Raw genomic sequence first — 15,316 nt, forward strand, 5'->3', positions numbered from 1 at the left:
GACCATGCCCCTGAGTTATCCGGCCACCGCCGCCGATTACCAGCAACTCGCTCGCCGTAAACTGCCCCGGTTTCTGGCAGATTACCTGGACGGCGGCGCCACCGAAGAACACACCCTGCGGGCCAATGTCCGCGGCTGGCAGGATATCGCCCTGCGCCAACGTGTGCTGATTGATGTCGATAACGTAGACACCCGCACCGAGTTGGCCGGGCAATCCTGCAGCATGCCTGTCGCCCTGGCGCCTCTGGGGCTGGCCGGAATGATGGCACAACGGGGAGAAGCCCAGGCAGTAAAAGCCGCCAATGCGGCCGAGGTGCCTTTCACCCTCTCCACCGTTGGCATATGCCCGTTGGCAGAAGTGAAAGCAGCCGCCACGGCGCCGTTCTGGTTCCAGTTGTACATGATTCGCGACCGGGGCTACGTAGAAAACCTGCTGAAAAAAGCCTGGGATTCCGGCTGCCAGACGCTGATCTTTACCATCGACCTGCCCCTGCCCGGCCCCCGGCATCGGGACACCCGTAACGGCCTGAACAGCGCCGGCGCCCGTTCTGTTGCGCTCAAAGCGCAGCAACTGCTATCCAGGCCCGGGTGGCTATGGCAGGTAGCGATAAAAGGTAAACCCCTGACCTTTGGCAACCTGAGCGACGCAGTGCCAGAGGCCAGTAACCTGGACTCCTTCAAGCAGTGGGTCGATACCCAGTTCGATGCCTCCGTCACCTGGCAGGCCATCGAATGGCTGCGGGAACGCTGGCCAGGGAAACTGATCCTGAAAGGCATACTGGAAGTGGATGATGCCAAAGCAGCCGTCAACGTCGGTGCCGATGGCATCGTGGTCTCCAATCACGGCGGTCGTCAGTTGGATGGTGTGGCCGCCACCGCCCGCAAACTCCCGGATATCGTGGCCGCCGTCGGCAACGACACCGAGATCCTGGTGGATGGCGGCATCCGCAACGGCGTAGACGTTTTCCGCGCCCTTGCCCTGGGAGCCAACGGCGTGATGATTGGTCGCCCCTGGGCGTGGGCCCTGGCGGCAGAAGGTCAGGCTGGATTAACCCGACTCCTGAACACCTGGCAGCAGGAACTGAAACTGGCCATGATCCTGACCGGTGTCACCAGAATTGCCGATATCAACGAGACCCATCTCGACCGGACCAATACAAACGAATTGACCCAAGCTGGAGAACAACAATGACCAACGGCGCTCAGGCACTAATGAAAACCCTGGTGAATTCGGGTGTTGAAGTCTGTTTTACCAACCCGGGCACCAGCGAAATGCATTTCGTCGCCGCCCTGGACAGCGAACCCGGAATGCGGGCGGTACTGGCCCTGTTTGAAGGCGTCGCCACCGGTGCCGCCGACGGCTACGCCCGGATGGCGGACAAACCCGCTGCTACCCTGCTGCACCTGGGCTGTGGCCTGGGCAATGGCCTGGCGAACCTGCACAATGCACGCAAGGGTAAGGTACCGGTGGTCAACATTGTTGGCGACCATGCCACCTACCATGTGAAATACGACGCCCAGTTGCAGTCTGACATCGAAACGGTCGCTCGCAACATCTCCCCCAATTTTGTGCGCACGTCACAAAGCACAGAAGCTCTTTGCCAGGATGCCGCCGAAGCCATCACCGCCGCCCGGGGCCTGCCAGGGCAGGTAGCCACCCTGATTCTGCCGGCGGATGTGTCCTGGGGCGACGGCGGCAAGCCTTGTGCCGCACCCACTCAACTGCAAGCGCCAGCAGCTGAAGATAGCGCTGTTAAAGCGGCCGCAGAAGCCATCAGGAGCGGTAAGAAAACCGCCCTGCTGCTGGGTGGCCGCGCCCTGCGTGAGCCCGCTCTGCTGGAGGCGGCACGCATTGCCGCCCACAACGGTGTCACCCTGTTTGCCGAAACCTTCCCAACCCGCATTGAACGGGGCGCCGGCCTGCCGCCGGTGGAGCGGATCGCTTACCTGGCGGAACTGGCTACTCTGCAGCTCTCCGAGTTTGACCACCTGATTCTGGTGGATGCCAAGGCCCCGGTATCCTTCTTCGCCTATCCGGGCAAACAAAGCTACCTGGTGCCAGACAACTGCACTGCTCACACCCTGAGCACGCCGGAGCAGGATGCCACCGCCAGCCTGAAAAAGCTGGCCGATACTCTCGGTGCCAGCAATGCCCAACCCAAGCTGCAGGAGCCCGGCCGCCCCGGCCTGCCCAAAGGTAAACTCACCGCCGAAAAGGTTTGCCGGGCGGTGGGCGAACTGATGCCCGAGAACAGCATTATCGTGGATGAAGCCATCACCTCCGGCCTGATGCTGAACGCCATGACCGCAGGCTCGCCACGGCACGACCTGATCACCCTCACCGGCGGGGCCATCGGGCAAGGCATGCCCAACGCCGTCGGTGCAGCCATCGCCTGTCCGGATCGCCAGGTTTACGCACTGATCGGTGACGGCACCGCCATGTATACCAACCAGGCCCTGTGGACCATGGCGAGGGAAAATCTGAACGTGACCACCATCATCTTCAACAACGCTTCCTACTCGATCCTGAACGTAGAACTGGAACGGGTTGGCGCAGAAGAAGCCGGTGCCAAGGCGAAATCCCAACTCGACATCAGTGGCCCGGTCACCAACTACGCGTTGCTGGCCCAGAGCATGGGCGTGCACGGCACCCGGGTAACCACGGCGGAAGAGCTGATCAAAGCCATGGAATACGCCAAACACAACCCCGGCCCGCACCTGATTGAAGCGGTGGTGCCGGAATCCCTGAATGGCGTAAAAAGAAAGGTTCTGCCCTGGCTGCTGAAGTCGCTGCCGAGCCTGCCAAGGCCGCTGACCAAAGCTCTGAAAAAGAAAATCGCGCCCTGATCCGGACAAAAAAAAGGCGCAGATCACTTTCGTGACTGCGCCTTTTCCTTCGACTGGATAGGTAACTCTGCTCAGACCCGGTAGCGGCTGACCTCGTCGGTCAACTCACCGGCCAGTGCCTTGAGGCGCTGGGTCGCTTCGCCGGCGCGACGGGTTCCCTGGGCAGTCTGTTCCGAGATTGCCACGATTTCGTGGACATTCTGGTTGATGGTTTCCGACACACTGGTCTGCTCTTCCGCAGCACTGGCAATCTGCGTGTTCATATCGGTAATCGTGTTCACGGCCTGGGAAATACGCTGCAGCGCTTCGTTCACCTGGCGGGTTTCCTCCACGGTTTCCTCGCTGCGCTGGCTGATGGCGCCGATCAGCGTTACCGCCTGCTGGGCACCTTTCTGCAGCCGCTCGATGGTCGCCTGGATCTCCTGAGTGCTCTTCTGAGTCCTGCTTGCCAGCGTACGTACCTCGTCGGCAACCACGGCAAAGCCACGGCCGGCTTCTCCGGCGCGAGCCGCCTCGATGGCAGCATTCAGGGCTAACAGGTTGGTCTGGTCGGCAATCTCCCGAATAACCTCCAGCACGCTGTCGATCTGGCGGGAGTCGGTGCCCAGTTTTTCAATGACCTGAACCCCCTCTTCCACCTGTTTGGAGAGCCCGCCAATCACCTCGATGGCCTGGTAGACCAGCCCCTGGGCATCGGTTACCTGAGCGGTAGCGTGGCCAGCCGAATCCGACGCTTCACTGGCATTACCGGCCACTTCCTGGGCTGCGGCGGTCATCTCGTTCATGGCGGTGGCCACCTGATCACTTTCCGATTTCTGGCGCTCAACGCCCTGCTCGGCTTCCACCATGACCTCGTTCAACTCGCCGGTGGTAACATTCAATGTCTCGGCCGACTGGCGGACCTGGCGGACCAGCCCATGCACCTGATCCGCAAAGCTGTTGAACGCCGTGGCCAACTGGGACAGCTCATCCCTGCCCGAGACGTCAAGCCGACGGGTAAGATCCCCGTCGCCACTGGCAATGCCATTCATCGCCGTCACCGCCGACTTCAACGGGCGGATAATGCCGCGAACCACGACAAGGGCCAGAAAGACGATAATCGCCAGGGCGATCAGGGAGGTGGTCACCGAACCAATGATTGCCTCACCCAGGGAATCGCCCACCCGCTGCTCCATGGAAGCAACCTGAGACTCCAGGCCGTCAATCCAGAATCCGGTGCCAATCATCACGCCCCATTTCGGCAGCATTTCGGCATAGCCTAACTTGGGGGCTACGTTACCGGTTTCCGGGTGTTTCCAGCCATAGGGTACATAGCCGCCACCATTGCGCGCAGCCTCGATCAGTTCGCGAATCAGGTAGGTGCCGTTCGGGTCCTGAAAGCCCCAGAGGTTACGGCCTTCCAGGGCGGAATTGACACCATGCATCACCGAAACACCTTCCGTGGTATAGGCGAACAGATAGCCCTCACTGCCGGAGTCGTCAAAACGCAGTTGCCGCAAGATGTCCCAGGCCTGCTGCTGGACCTCAGGATCATTGGCCGAGCCCGGCTGCTCATAAAGATGCTGGATGGACGTTTTTGCCAGCTCCAGATAGTTGCGCAGCTCCTGGCGCTTGCTGGCCTCCATGTCTTCCGAGAAGCTTGCAACCGCCTGCTCTCCGATCGAGCGGGCCTGATTCAGGTTGTAAGTGGTCAGCAATGCAGTCAGAACAATAACCGGCACCAGTGCCAGCAACAGCACCCTCGCCTGGATGGTCAGATTCTTCATGTGGTGTGTTTTCCGTGGTTGGAATGACTGTCGGAGAAGTCCGCTAAAAAAAGATTAGCAATCCTACAGAAAAACACACGACAGATTTATCGAGGAAACCTCGTAGTTTGTAAAACCAGTGCAACCAGGGCGTTATCTTTTGTAACGGTCAGTCCTTGAACTCGGCTTTGTCCAGCCCGTGTTTCTTCATTTTGTCATACAGCGTCTTGCGGGCAATCCCGAGCTGAACCATGGTGTCCTTGATGCTACCGTGGCAGGCGTTCAGCGCGCTGACAATGGCGGAGCGTTCAAAGCCGTCCATCATTTCCGACAACGTCTGCCGGCTGGCAATGTTCGGTCCGCTGGCGGAATCCCCTTCGGCCAGGGCTGCCGGGCCCAGCAAGACATATCGCTCAGCCAGGTTACGCAGTTCCCGAACGTTGCCGGGCCAGGAATGCTGCATCAGCCGGGCAGCCTGACGTGCGTCCAAAGGCACACTCTCGCGGTCATAGCGAGCGGCAGCAATCAGCACAAAGTGATGGAACAGTTTGGGGATGTCTTCCTTTCGCTCCCGCAACGGCGGAATATCCACTTTCACCACATTCAGTCGGTAATAAAGGTCGGACCGGAATTCTCCCTTGTCACTCAGTTCCTTCAGATCGGATTTGGTGGCGGCGATAATACGTACGTCCACGTCAACGACCTGGTTGCTGCCAAGCCGCTCAACCCGTTGCTCCTCAAGAACCCGGAGCAGTTTTATCTGCAACGGCATGGGCATACTTTCCAGCTCATCCAGGAACAGGGTTCCCCGATGAGCGTGTTCTATCTTGCCAACACGTCGTTTGTCAGCACCTGTGAAGGCACCGGCCTCGTGCCCGAACAGCTCGCTTTCGATCAGATTCTCGGGTACAGCGCCGCAATTGATCGCAACAAAATTGTGGCTGCTGCGTGGACTGTTTTCATGGATATATCTGGCCAGCGCGTCCTTACCGGACCCCGTCTCACCATGAAGGAGCACGTTTGCGGAGATATCCAATACCGGATCAATGGTCGCCATCACCCGTTGCATAGCCGGCGAATCGCCCAGCATCCGGGGGCCGGGGCGGGCAAGGTGTCGGAGCTGAGCTTTCAGCCGCCGGTTCTCAAGCGCCAGATGCCGTTTCTCAAGGGCATGCCGCAGAAGTTCAATCAACTCCTCGTGATCAAACGGTTTCTCGATGAAATCGTAGGCACCCTGCTGCATGGCCGATACCGCCGTGCTGATATCGCCCTGACCAGTCAGCAGAATGACCGGAATATCTTCATCAATCTGCCGGATGCGCTGCAACACATCCAGGCCGTCCATGCCCGGCATGTTGTAATCACACAGGACGATGCCCTCAAAATCCGGATGAACCTCCTGCAAAGCAGAGGCTCCATCCGCAAAACAGGCCACCGGGATATCCTCCAGCTCCAGGGTCTGTTCCATCAGTGGCCGGATATCCGGGTCGTCATCGACAAAAATGACTGAAGCGGTTGTCATTCCTCTGCCCTACGCTGTTTCAATTTGAGAACGAACTCGGCACCCGGACCATCGTCACGATTGTGGCCGACCAGGTTTCCGCCCAGAGCTTCAACGATCTGACGGGAAATGGAAAGCCCCAGGCCCAACCCCTGTTTGACGGAGCGGGTGGTAAAAAACGGTTCGAACACCTTCTCTGTGTTACCGGGAAGGCCATGCCCATTGTCTCGAACCCGGCAACGCCAGTTCCCCTCTTCCTCATCAATCATGATCTCGATCAACGGCTCGTCACGGCCTTCAACCGCCTGAACCGCGTTCGCCACCAGATTGACCATCACCTGCTCGATCCGGATCAGATCCCCGTGGCACATGACCGGCTGCTCCGGACGATGCCAATCGATGCCAATGCCGCTACTGCTGTGCTGGGCACGAATAATCTTGAGGGCTCCATCCACAGCCAATCTGAGATCAACCACCGACGGGGGGCCCTCGGATTTTCTCGCGAACACCTTAAACTGTCGGATGAGCTCCGCCATCTTGTCGCACAGGGCAACAATTTCCCCCAGGTTGGCATCCACCATATCGGTGGCCCCTCGCTCCAGAAACTTCCGACTGTTGCGGGCATAACCCTGGATAGCGGTCAGGGGCTGATTGATCTCGTGGTTCAGACCCGCCGACATTTGCCCGAGCACCGCTAGCTTGGCAGCCTGGATGAGCTCTTGCTGGGTTTCACGCAACTCGGTCTGGGCTCTCTCCCGCTCCTGTATCTCTTCCAGCAGTTGGTCATTGGAACGTTTAAGATCGGCTGTCCGCTGAGCAACGCGACGCTCCAACTGCTCTCCCCTCAAGGCCAGTTCACGTTCCCGCCGGTATCGTTCGCGGAGATACAACCAGGTAAGGAACCCGGCCAGGAACAAGGCCAGCCCGCTGACCAGGAAACCGGCGCGGGTCCAGAGTACTGATCGCGTCTCGGACAGGACCATCAGGCTCCAGTCCAGCCTGGGCAAGTCCACCTCGACGGTCAGGTACGTGCCGGCACTGTTGCTGTCCCGTAACTGAATCCGTGTGGAATAATCCGCCAGCCCCCACGGCTTGCCAGTGACCGAAAAGTCAACAGGCGCTAAATCCCGTTCGGGGTAACGCTGCCGCACGCGGGCGGTTTTTTCGGCCTTGTCACCTGGCCGAAAGTCCCGATACAACCACTGGCTGCGACTGGACAGAAAACTGATGCCGTCGCCGTCCAGCACCACCATTTGCGCCTGCTGGGTCGATTCTGGCCGGTGCCACTGCGACTCCAGCTCATGGACCAATATCTTGATGGCTACGACCCCGAGCATCTTGCCCCGCTGATCCCGCACCGGATGAGTGAAGTACAGACCACGCTCCAGGGACCGTATACCGAGGGCGAAATAGGCCACTGAATCTCCGGTTTGCACGGCTTCAGAAAAGTAGGGGCGAAACGCGTAATTATTGCCGACGAAGGTGTCCGGCTGGCCGAAATTGTTGGCCGCAATCGTCAAACCAGACAAATCCATCAGGTAGATATCTGAGCCGCCGACAATGGTCGCCATTCTTTGCATCTGCTCGTTGGCCCGAAGCAGGGTCACAGCATCATTCGGTTGCTTGAGTGCGTCGGCTAACAGGGGGTGTTCGGCGATAAGAGCCGGAACCGGCAGATACCGGTTCAGCTCGTTCGCAACCAGTTGTCGGTACCGGAAAGCCTCTTGCAGGGCCTCCTGCTCCAGCTGGCGATAACCGTACCAACCGCCCAGAAGCCAGGACAGCAGCATGATGACAACCAGAATCACAACGACGCTGAAGCGCTGGAGCATGGAATTCAGTTCCGAAACATCAAAGAGGGGCTTCGGCCAAGCCTAGCGCCCCCGGACCGGCAGGACAACCCGCTCAGCGGCAGGTTGTCCTCCGGGTACTGGCCATATCAGGCTGCGGCCAGAGCCAGCGCACGCTTGCGCTGGATGAGCATGGCGATTACCGCCAGCGCGATACCCGCCAGATCCGTCCACAAACCACCCTCGATGGTCAGCAGGGCTGCAGCCACCAGTAACAGCCGTACCAGAACCGGGGCGGACGACCGTGCGAACCAGCCCAGCACACCGGCAGACAGCAGGTACACGCCAAAGGTAGCGGTAATCAGCGCCCGTCCGATTTCGAACCACCCTCCTTCCATCAACAGGGCACTGTTGTAGAAGAACATGAAGGGCACGATGAACGCCGCAATGCCGATCCGGAATGACGCGACCGATGTGGACATGGCGTTGGCACCGGAAATACCCGCCGCCGCATAGGACGCCAGTGCCACAGGCGGTGTGATGGCCGAGACCACCGCAAAGTAGAACACAAAGAAGTGCGCGGTCAGCGGTTCAATCCCCAGCTGCACCAGGCCCGGCGCCACGACCGAAGCCGCAACCGCATAAGCCGCGGTGGTCGGCATGCCCATACCCAGCAGAATGGAAATAAACATGGCAAACACCAGAGCCAGCAGATGACTGTGGGCCGCCACATCCAGCAACAGCACCGAGAACCGCGCGCCAACGCCGGTGAGTGAGATCACACCCACAATGACACCGGCGGCCGCACAGACCACGATGATCTGAATCGACATATAGGCCGCTATCTCAAACGCATGCAGAATCTGCCGCAGGCCCATCTTGTTGGGGGAAATCCAGCTGACCACCGCCGCGGAAATCGTGGCCAGAGTACCTGCACGAATCACCGAGTAGCCCTGAAACAACGCCACGATCAGAATGATGATGGGCACGAACAGGTATACCTGGCGCAGCATCAGGCGCAAATTGGGCAGCTCGTCTTCGCGCATGCCGCGCATTCCCAGCTTCTTGGCCTCGAAATCGACCATGAAGTAGACCGAGGCAAAGTACAGAATCGCCGGAATAATCGCCGCAATGGCAATTTCGGTATAGGGAATACCGGTAATCTCCGCCATGATGAAGGCACCCGCTCCCATGATCGGCGGCATGATCTGCCCGCCCGTAGACGCTGCTGCTTCAACCGCGCCGGCGGATTCCTTGCTGTAGCCAACCCGCTTCATCAAGGGGATGGTCAGGGAACCGGTGGACACCACGTTACCGGCACTGGTGCCGTTGATCATACCCATCAGGCCAGAGGCGAAAATGGAGACTTTGGCGGGACCACCCCGGGACCGTCCAGCCGCTGCAAAGGCAAAATTCACAAAGTAGTCACCTACCTTCGACGCCTGCAGAAACGCGGCAAAGATAATGAACAGGATAATGTAGGTAGAAGACACCGCCGTGGTCGGCCCGAGGATACCGGCATCGGTATACACCTGGCTGAAGAAGCGCTGAACCGACAACCCGGGATACCCCAGAAAGCCCGGAAGGTAGGGGCCGGCGAAGACGTAGGCAAGAAACACCAGCGCAATCACCACCAGAGCCATGCCGGCTACCCGGCGGGTAAGCTCCATAATCAGCGCGGTACCGGCCACAGCGGCGAAAGAAATGCCCACGGGAGCGAACGCGGTGCCGGTGGTCATCCGCATGGAGGTGTTGAACACCACCAGCAGGTAGGCGGCAACCGCCACAGAGCAGACGATCAGAACCAGATCCGGCACGCTGAACCGGGCACGGTCGCGCTGGTGGAACCAGCTCATGACAATACCCACACCGGAAGCCGCCAGCAGCGGCCAGCCAAAATGCCAGGTTTCCAGTTCCGCGGGAATACGCAGGGTGCCACCCAGAATCATCTGGTGAAAGGCGTAAGTCTGGTACAGCGCATAGAGCGCTGGAATCAGTGCCACCGCCGCAAACCAGGTGGTCCAGCGATGCCGTGCGGCACCTTCTTCACCGGACACAAAACGTGCACCGGCAAACAGGATAAAGCCCAACACCAGGGCACCGGCCACGTGGACAATACGGAACGACCAGGTTTCCATGGGCGACACGTTCAGGGTGTAGAGGTGAAACGCCGAATAGGCAATGGCCAGCAACACCACGAACTTCAGCAAAAGACCGGTGTACAGGCGACGGTTCGCCTCCACCGGTTCTTCATCCACATTGTGGGCCAATACATGGTCTTCATTGACCGTCAGGTTTTCTGCCAGCTGCGTTTCGCCGCCGGCATGGGGTTGTTCTTTGGTCATGATAAGTCCTGCCTGTCTGAGAGGCGGTGAATCGGTATCGACCGGATGCCGAAGGGTCGTCCGGCGACCCTTCGGCCAGGTTCATTACTGCTTGATGGCCGCGTCTTCGATGGGATAGCCGTTCTCGTTGAACCAGCGTGCCGCACCCGGATGCCAGGGCAGTACCTTGTTCTTGGTGTAGTTCTCGGGGACGGAGTGGCGCGCTGCCTTATGGATCGACACCATCTTGTCGTTGTTCTCCATGGTCAGCTTGGTGATTTCATACACAAAGCTTTCCGGCATATCGCAGTTCACCATAGCGAAGTTCCACATGGAGACCACACGGGACGGGGCATCCAGGGACTGGTAGGTGCTGGCCGGAATCACGAATTCAGACACCGGGAAGTTATCGACGATCTTCTTGGCTTCGTCGTCGTTCATGCCAATCACGTTAACGTCGGTCTGGACTTCCAGCTGGCTGACCGCCGGAATGGGAATACCGGCAGCGAAGGCCACCACATCAATCAGACCGTCCTGAAGCTGGCCACCGAGGTCTGACCAGCTGCCGTTACGGCGCTCGAACTTGACGCCCAGCGTTTCCATCATGCGCGGGAAGTAGGTATCCGAGGTGGAACCTGCCGGCCCGAAACCAATGGTGGCGCCGTCCGGAATCTCGGAGATGCTGGTAATACCGGAGCTGGACAGCGTGGCAATGGAGAACGGGGTTTCATACATCGGGAACATGGCACAGACGTTGTCCATCTTCATGCCCGGTGCCAGCGGGCTCTGCCCGTCCACGGACTCACGGGCGGGGCCCATGGTAGTCAGGCCAAACTTCAGGTCTCCGGTGTGGACCAGCGCCATGTTCTGAACCGGGCCGCCGGTGATTTCAGCGCCACCAGACACCCCCAGATTCTCCGCCACAAAGTTCGCCCAGCCGGAGCCATAGGCAAAGTAGGTGCCGCCCTGGCTTGCCGTGCCAACGGTAAAGCTCTCAGGCCAGCCGGCACGATCCTGGGCAATCACAGGGCCAGCAACAACGGAGGAGGCGATCGCAGCCGCCAGAATGGTTTGAAGTTTCATAAGAAATGCTCCCGATTCATCTTGTTGGTTGGGTGCTGATGAGACCTGCCCGGCCTCGCTGCGGGAGCATTCAGCAAGGGCCGGGCCAGTTCGGGAAACTACTTATAAAACAGATTTCTAAGCCGGATTGGCCGGAAGGACATGCAATTAATGGGTGGATTTCCACCCAGAGAAGAATCACCTATGGGTGGAAACCCACCCCTATGGGGAGCGCCTGAACGCTTACCAACGACCCTGCAAAGTCGCCACAATTTTACGACCACCGGCATGATTCCGGTGTTCGCAAAGGTAGATGCCCTGCCAAGTACCGAGAGCCAGATGGCCGTGGCTGATGGGGATGGTCAGCGACGGCCCGATGATCACGCTTTTGATGTGGGAGGTGGTGTCATCCGGGCCTTCCAGGGTGTGCTCGTAATAGTCGGCGTGTTCCGGCACCATCACATTGAAGTGACGCTCCAGATCGCCACGCACGTCCGGGTCGGCGTTCTCATTGATGGCAAGAGAAGCGGAGGTATGCTGAATGAACAGATTCAGCAACCCCACTTCGCAGTTGGTCAGTTCCGGCGCCTGGGCCAGGATTTCGTTGGTCACCAGGTTAAATCCCCTGGGCAGCGGGGCCAGCTCAATCGTTTTCTGGTGCCAGATCATACGTGCTCCAACAGTCGGTTATTTCTGAAGTTCATCCCAGGGGTGTACCGGCACCACGGCTTCTTCCGACATCTCGCTCTCGAAGGAGCTGCGGAAGTAGTCCATGGCCTTCTCGGCCTCACCCAACTCATCAAACCGCGCCACGTGGTAGATGGCCTCACCTTCGTTCACCAAGGGCAGGTTGTTCACACAGATGACGATCCCGGAACAGGGTGAAGTAATAGCCACTTCAGTCTCGCCAAAGGGATCGGCTACCATGGCCAGCCGCTGCCCCTTGCGGACCTTCTGGCCGAGCCTGGCCACCGGCCGCATGATACCGTCGATGTCTGCCCGCACCCACTGCGAATTGGCCGCCGTTTCCGAACGCTTTTTCGGCGCCTTGGGGCCTTTCTTGGCCGGCACCATTTCCAGTTCCCTCATTACCCGGATAATGCCCTTCACGCCGCTGGCAATGACGACATCGTCAAAGCGCAGGGCTTCGCCGCCTTCAAAAGTAATGACCGGAATATCCAGTGAATCGGCGTAGGCACGCAGGCTGCCTTCGCGCAGACCGGCATTGATAATGATCGGCGCACCGAAAGCCTCAGCCATTCGAGAGGTTTCGGGATTTTTCAGTTCCGCACGGATCTGCGGCAGATTGAACCGGTGAATGGCGCCGGTATGCAGATCGATAATGTGGGTGACGCTTTCCATGATCTGGGTGCGCAACAGATAGGCAATACGCCCACCCAGAGAACCACTCTCTGAGCCCGGGAAACACCGGTTCAGATCCCGCCGGTCCGGCAGGTAGCGGGTACGCTGCACGAACCCGAAGATATTGACAATCGGGACCGCCACCAGGGTGCCCCTCAGGTGCCTCAGCGCGGAGTTCTTCAATACACGGCGGACGATTTCAACACCGTTGATTTCATCGCCGTGGATGGCGCCACAGACCATCAATACCGGGCCATCCCGGCGGCCGTGTACCACTTCCACCGGAATATGCAGCGGGGTATGGGTGTAGAGTTTTGCCACCGGGACTTCCACGGTCTCCCGGGTACCGGCTTTCACCTCTACGCCGGCAATCTCAAATGGAGCTCTGGCCATGCCTTCTTATCCCCTGCCCCGGGTTTTGGTTTTCCAGGGTTTATAGTTCTTTTCGGTCCAGTTGATGATCATGCCCGCCACGTTCTTTCCGGTGGCATTTTCAATACCCTCCAGGCCAGGCGAGGAATTCACTTCCATCACCAACGGACCTCGGCTGGAACGCAGCAGGTCCACGCCGGCGACGTTCAGGCCCATGGCTTTGGCGGCAGTAATGGCAGTTCGGCGCTCTTCCGGAGTAATTCTCACCAGCGAGGCGGTGCCACCGCGGTGCAGATTGGAGCGGAATTCGCCTTCAGCGCCCTGGCGTTTCATGGCAGCAATAACCTTGTCGCCGATCACAAAGCAGCGAATATCGGCGCCACCAGCTTCCTTGATGAACTCCTGCACCAGAATATCGGCTTTCAGGCCCATAAAGGCCTCGATCACGCTTTCTGCCGCCTTGCGGGTTTCCGCCAGCACCACGCCGATGCCCTGGGTGCCCTGTAGCAGCTTGATCACCACCGGAGCCCCCCCCACCATTTTCAGCAATTCCGGCACGTTGTCCGGTTTATTGGCAAAACCGGTCACCGGCATGCCGACACCTTTGCGGGCCAGCAACTGTAAAGAGCGCAGCTTGTCGCGCGAACGAGTAATGGCAACCGATTCATTCACCGGAAACACGCCCATCATCTCAAACTGCCTGAGCACCGCAGTGCCGTAAAACGTGACCGAGGCACCAATGCGGGGAATCACAACATCAAAATCTTCCAGCACCTCTTCGTGGTAGTGGATTTTCGGGTCGGCAGAGGTGATGTTCATGGAGCAGTGCAGGCAGTCGATGACCTTCACTTCGTGGCCACGGTTAATGCCTTCCTCCACCAGACGCCGGGTCGAATACAGGTGACGGTTTCGGGACAGTACCGCAATTTTCATAGTCAGGTCCTTGGTGCCGGCTCGCCGGCAAGATAAGAAGCTTCGGGGTAAATCGTTGAGCGTCCCGCCATGGCGGTGCGCCCAAGTAACATCCGGAACCGCATGGAGTCCCGGTTGGTCAGTGTCATTTCAATGGGCCAGCTCTGGTCGCCCAGGACCAGCGTGGTTTGAATCACCAGGCGTTGTTCCTTGTGGCCACCGGAATCCGATACCGTGCGCTCATCCAGCACCCGGGCATCGCATTCCACCACATGGTGCAGGTCGTTCTGAACCGGGTGCACCCAGAACTTCACACGACGTTCGCCGTTTTCGGTATAGGGCTCGGTTCGGAACGTGTGCAGACAGGATGTCCTGGCGCCAGTATCCACCTTGGCCTTGATACGCTGGATATCAAGATCAGGCAGCGCCACCCATTCCCGCCACCCCAGACTAACCTTGTTCTCCGCGGCTTTCGGGGGAGTGGTTTTAATGGCTTCAGGTTTTATTGTCGACATCCGGTAATTCCTTTTCTTGCTGTTGTTCCGACCCGACCAGCTGTATGCGGAAAGGTTCGGAATGACTGCCGGCGTAGACACTGGTGTGAGGAAACGGTATTTCAATACCAGCCCCGTCCAGTGCTTTCTTGATAGCGACCATCATGCCGCCTTTACCTTCCAGGAAATCCTCCCGGGCCACCCAGAAGGAAAACTGGAGATCCACAGACGAAGGCCCGAAACCGGTCACCAGCACAAATGGCCGGGGCTCTTCCAGGCAATGCGGATTGGTCTCCGCCAGCCCGAGCAACAGATCCCGCACCCGCTCCACATCTTCAGCGTAGGCGATACCGATCACCAAATCGATCCGCCGGATCGGAAATCGGGACCGGTTCACCACCCGGGTTTTGATCAGGGTTTCATTGGGGATACGCACATACAGGTTGTCCGGTGTTCTCAGCTTTACACTGAGCAGATCAATCGCCACCACCTCACCAATGGTGGCATCCGCTTCGATGACATCGCCTATCTCAAACGGACGCTCCATCACCAGAAACAGGCCACTGATGATGTTGGAAGCCGATGTCTGCGAAGCAAAGCCAATGGCTACCGTGAGAATACCGGCCGCCCCCAGCACCACTTCCAGTGAAAACCCGGCTTCCCGCAGCGCTGCGATAGCAAACAGCACGAAAATCACATAGAACACCAGGCGCCGGATGAGCACCTGGTGGTGCCGTGAAGTGCGGCTTTCGACCAGCCGCCCGACGCTCCGGGCCAGCATGGTACCCAGGAAGATACCCAGCACCAGCAAAAATCCCGCCGCCAGCCACTGCCCCCAGGCAATGCCACTGATCAATTGAATAAACGTAGCCTCAATAGCCTCAATCAACAGAGTTGCTCCTGATTC

Annotated in this window: 12 protein-coding genes; 2 read left to right on the top strand and 10 right to left on the bottom strand. The window is 58.9% G+C overall.

Features of this window, described 5'->3' with window-relative positions:
• Positions 1-4: 4 nt before the first annotated feature.
• Together ARC85_RS08805 and ARC85_RS08810 are read left to right on the top strand one after the other, a co-directional pair.
• A complete protein-coding gene (locus ARC85_RS08805; protein ID WP_286714725.1) occupies positions 5-1,192 on the top strand; it encodes an L-lactate dehydrogenase in 1,188 nt (395 codons plus the stop codon).
• Entirely contained in the window at positions 1,189-2,847 is a 1,659-nt protein-coding gene (locus tag ARC85_RS08810) for an acetolactate synthase large subunit (protein WP_153741562.1), read from the top strand. Before ARC85_RS08805 ends, ARC85_RS08810 begins: the two co-directional genes overlap by 4 nt.
• Positions 2,848-2,918: 71 nt before the next feature.
• On the opposite strand, the gene ARC85_RS08815 is transcribed toward ARC85_RS08810, so the two are convergent.
• The 10 genes from ARC85_RS08815 to ARC85_RS08860 form a co-directional block, all read right to left on the bottom strand.
• Complete coding sequence (locus ARC85_RS08815; protein WP_121208403.1) at positions 2,919-4,613, bottom strand: methyl-accepting chemotaxis protein; 1,695 nt, start codon at positions 4,611-4,613, stop codon at positions 2,919-2,921.
• 148 nt (positions 4,614-4,761) lie between these two features.
• Entirely contained in the window at positions 4,762-6,114 is a 1,353-nt protein-coding gene (locus ARC85_RS08820) for a sigma-54-dependent transcriptional regulator (RefSeq protein WP_011785810.1), read from the bottom strand.
• Positions 6,111-7,925: a sensor histidine kinase gene (locus ARC85_RS08825; protein ID WP_286714727.1), complete on the bottom strand. Its 1,815-nt coding sequence runs from the start codon at positions 7,923-7,925 to the stop codon at positions 6,111-6,113. The genes ARC85_RS08820 and ARC85_RS08825 overlap by 4 nt, the downstream gene beginning before the upstream one ends.
• A gap of 107 nt (positions 7,926-8,032) precedes the next feature.
• The gene (locus ARC85_RS08830; RefSeq protein WP_286714728.1) at positions 8,033-10,228 is read right to left on the bottom strand and encodes a TRAP transporter permease; all 2,196 of its coding nucleotides are present in this window, start codon (positions 10,226-10,228) and stop codon (positions 8,033-8,035) included.
• Between the two features lie 84 nt (positions 10,229-10,312).
• A complete protein-coding gene (locus ARC85_RS08835; RefSeq protein WP_011785813.1) occupies positions 10,313-11,290 on the bottom strand; it encodes a TAXI family TRAP transporter solute-binding subunit in 978 nt (325 codons plus the stop codon).
• Between the two features lie 222 nt (positions 11,291-11,512).
• A complete protein-coding gene (locus ARC85_RS08840; RefSeq protein WP_141067732.1) occupies positions 11,513-11,938 on the bottom strand; it encodes a secondary thiamine-phosphate synthase enzyme YjbQ in 426 nt (141 codons plus the stop codon).
• Positions 11,939-11,956: 18 nt separating this feature from the next.
• Positions 11,957-13,024 (bottom strand): succinylglutamate desuccinylase/aspartoacylase family protein, encoded by a 1,068-nt coding sequence (locus ARC85_RS08845; RefSeq protein WP_011785815.1) that lies wholly within the window; start codon positions 13,022-13,024, stop codon positions 11,957-11,959.
• Between the two features lie 6 nt (positions 13,025-13,030).
• Complete coding sequence (gene rimK, locus ARC85_RS08850) at positions 13,031-13,936, bottom strand: 30S ribosomal protein S6--L-glutamate ligase (RefSeq protein WP_011785816.1); 906 nt, start codon at positions 13,934-13,936, stop codon at positions 13,031-13,033.
• 2 nt (positions 13,937-13,938) lie between these two features.
• On the bottom strand, positions 13,939-14,430 hold the full coding sequence (locus ARC85_RS08855; protein WP_141067731.1) for an ATP-dependent zinc protease family protein: 492 nt from the start codon (positions 14,428-14,430) through the stop codon (positions 13,939-13,941).
• Positions 14,411-15,298 (bottom strand): mechanosensitive ion channel family protein, encoded by an 888-nt coding sequence (locus ARC85_RS08860; protein WP_023008868.1) that lies wholly within the window; start codon positions 15,296-15,298, stop codon positions 14,411-14,413. Before ARC85_RS08860 ends, ARC85_RS08855 begins: the two co-directional genes overlap by 20 nt.
• Positions 15,299-15,316 lie beyond the last annotated feature (18 nt).

The sequence above is a fragment of the Marinobacter sp. tcs-11 genome (genome assembly GCF_002049515.1).
Taxonomy (GTDB): domain Bacteria; phylum Pseudomonadota; class Gammaproteobacteria; order Pseudomonadales; family Oleiphilaceae; genus Marinobacter; species Marinobacter nauticus.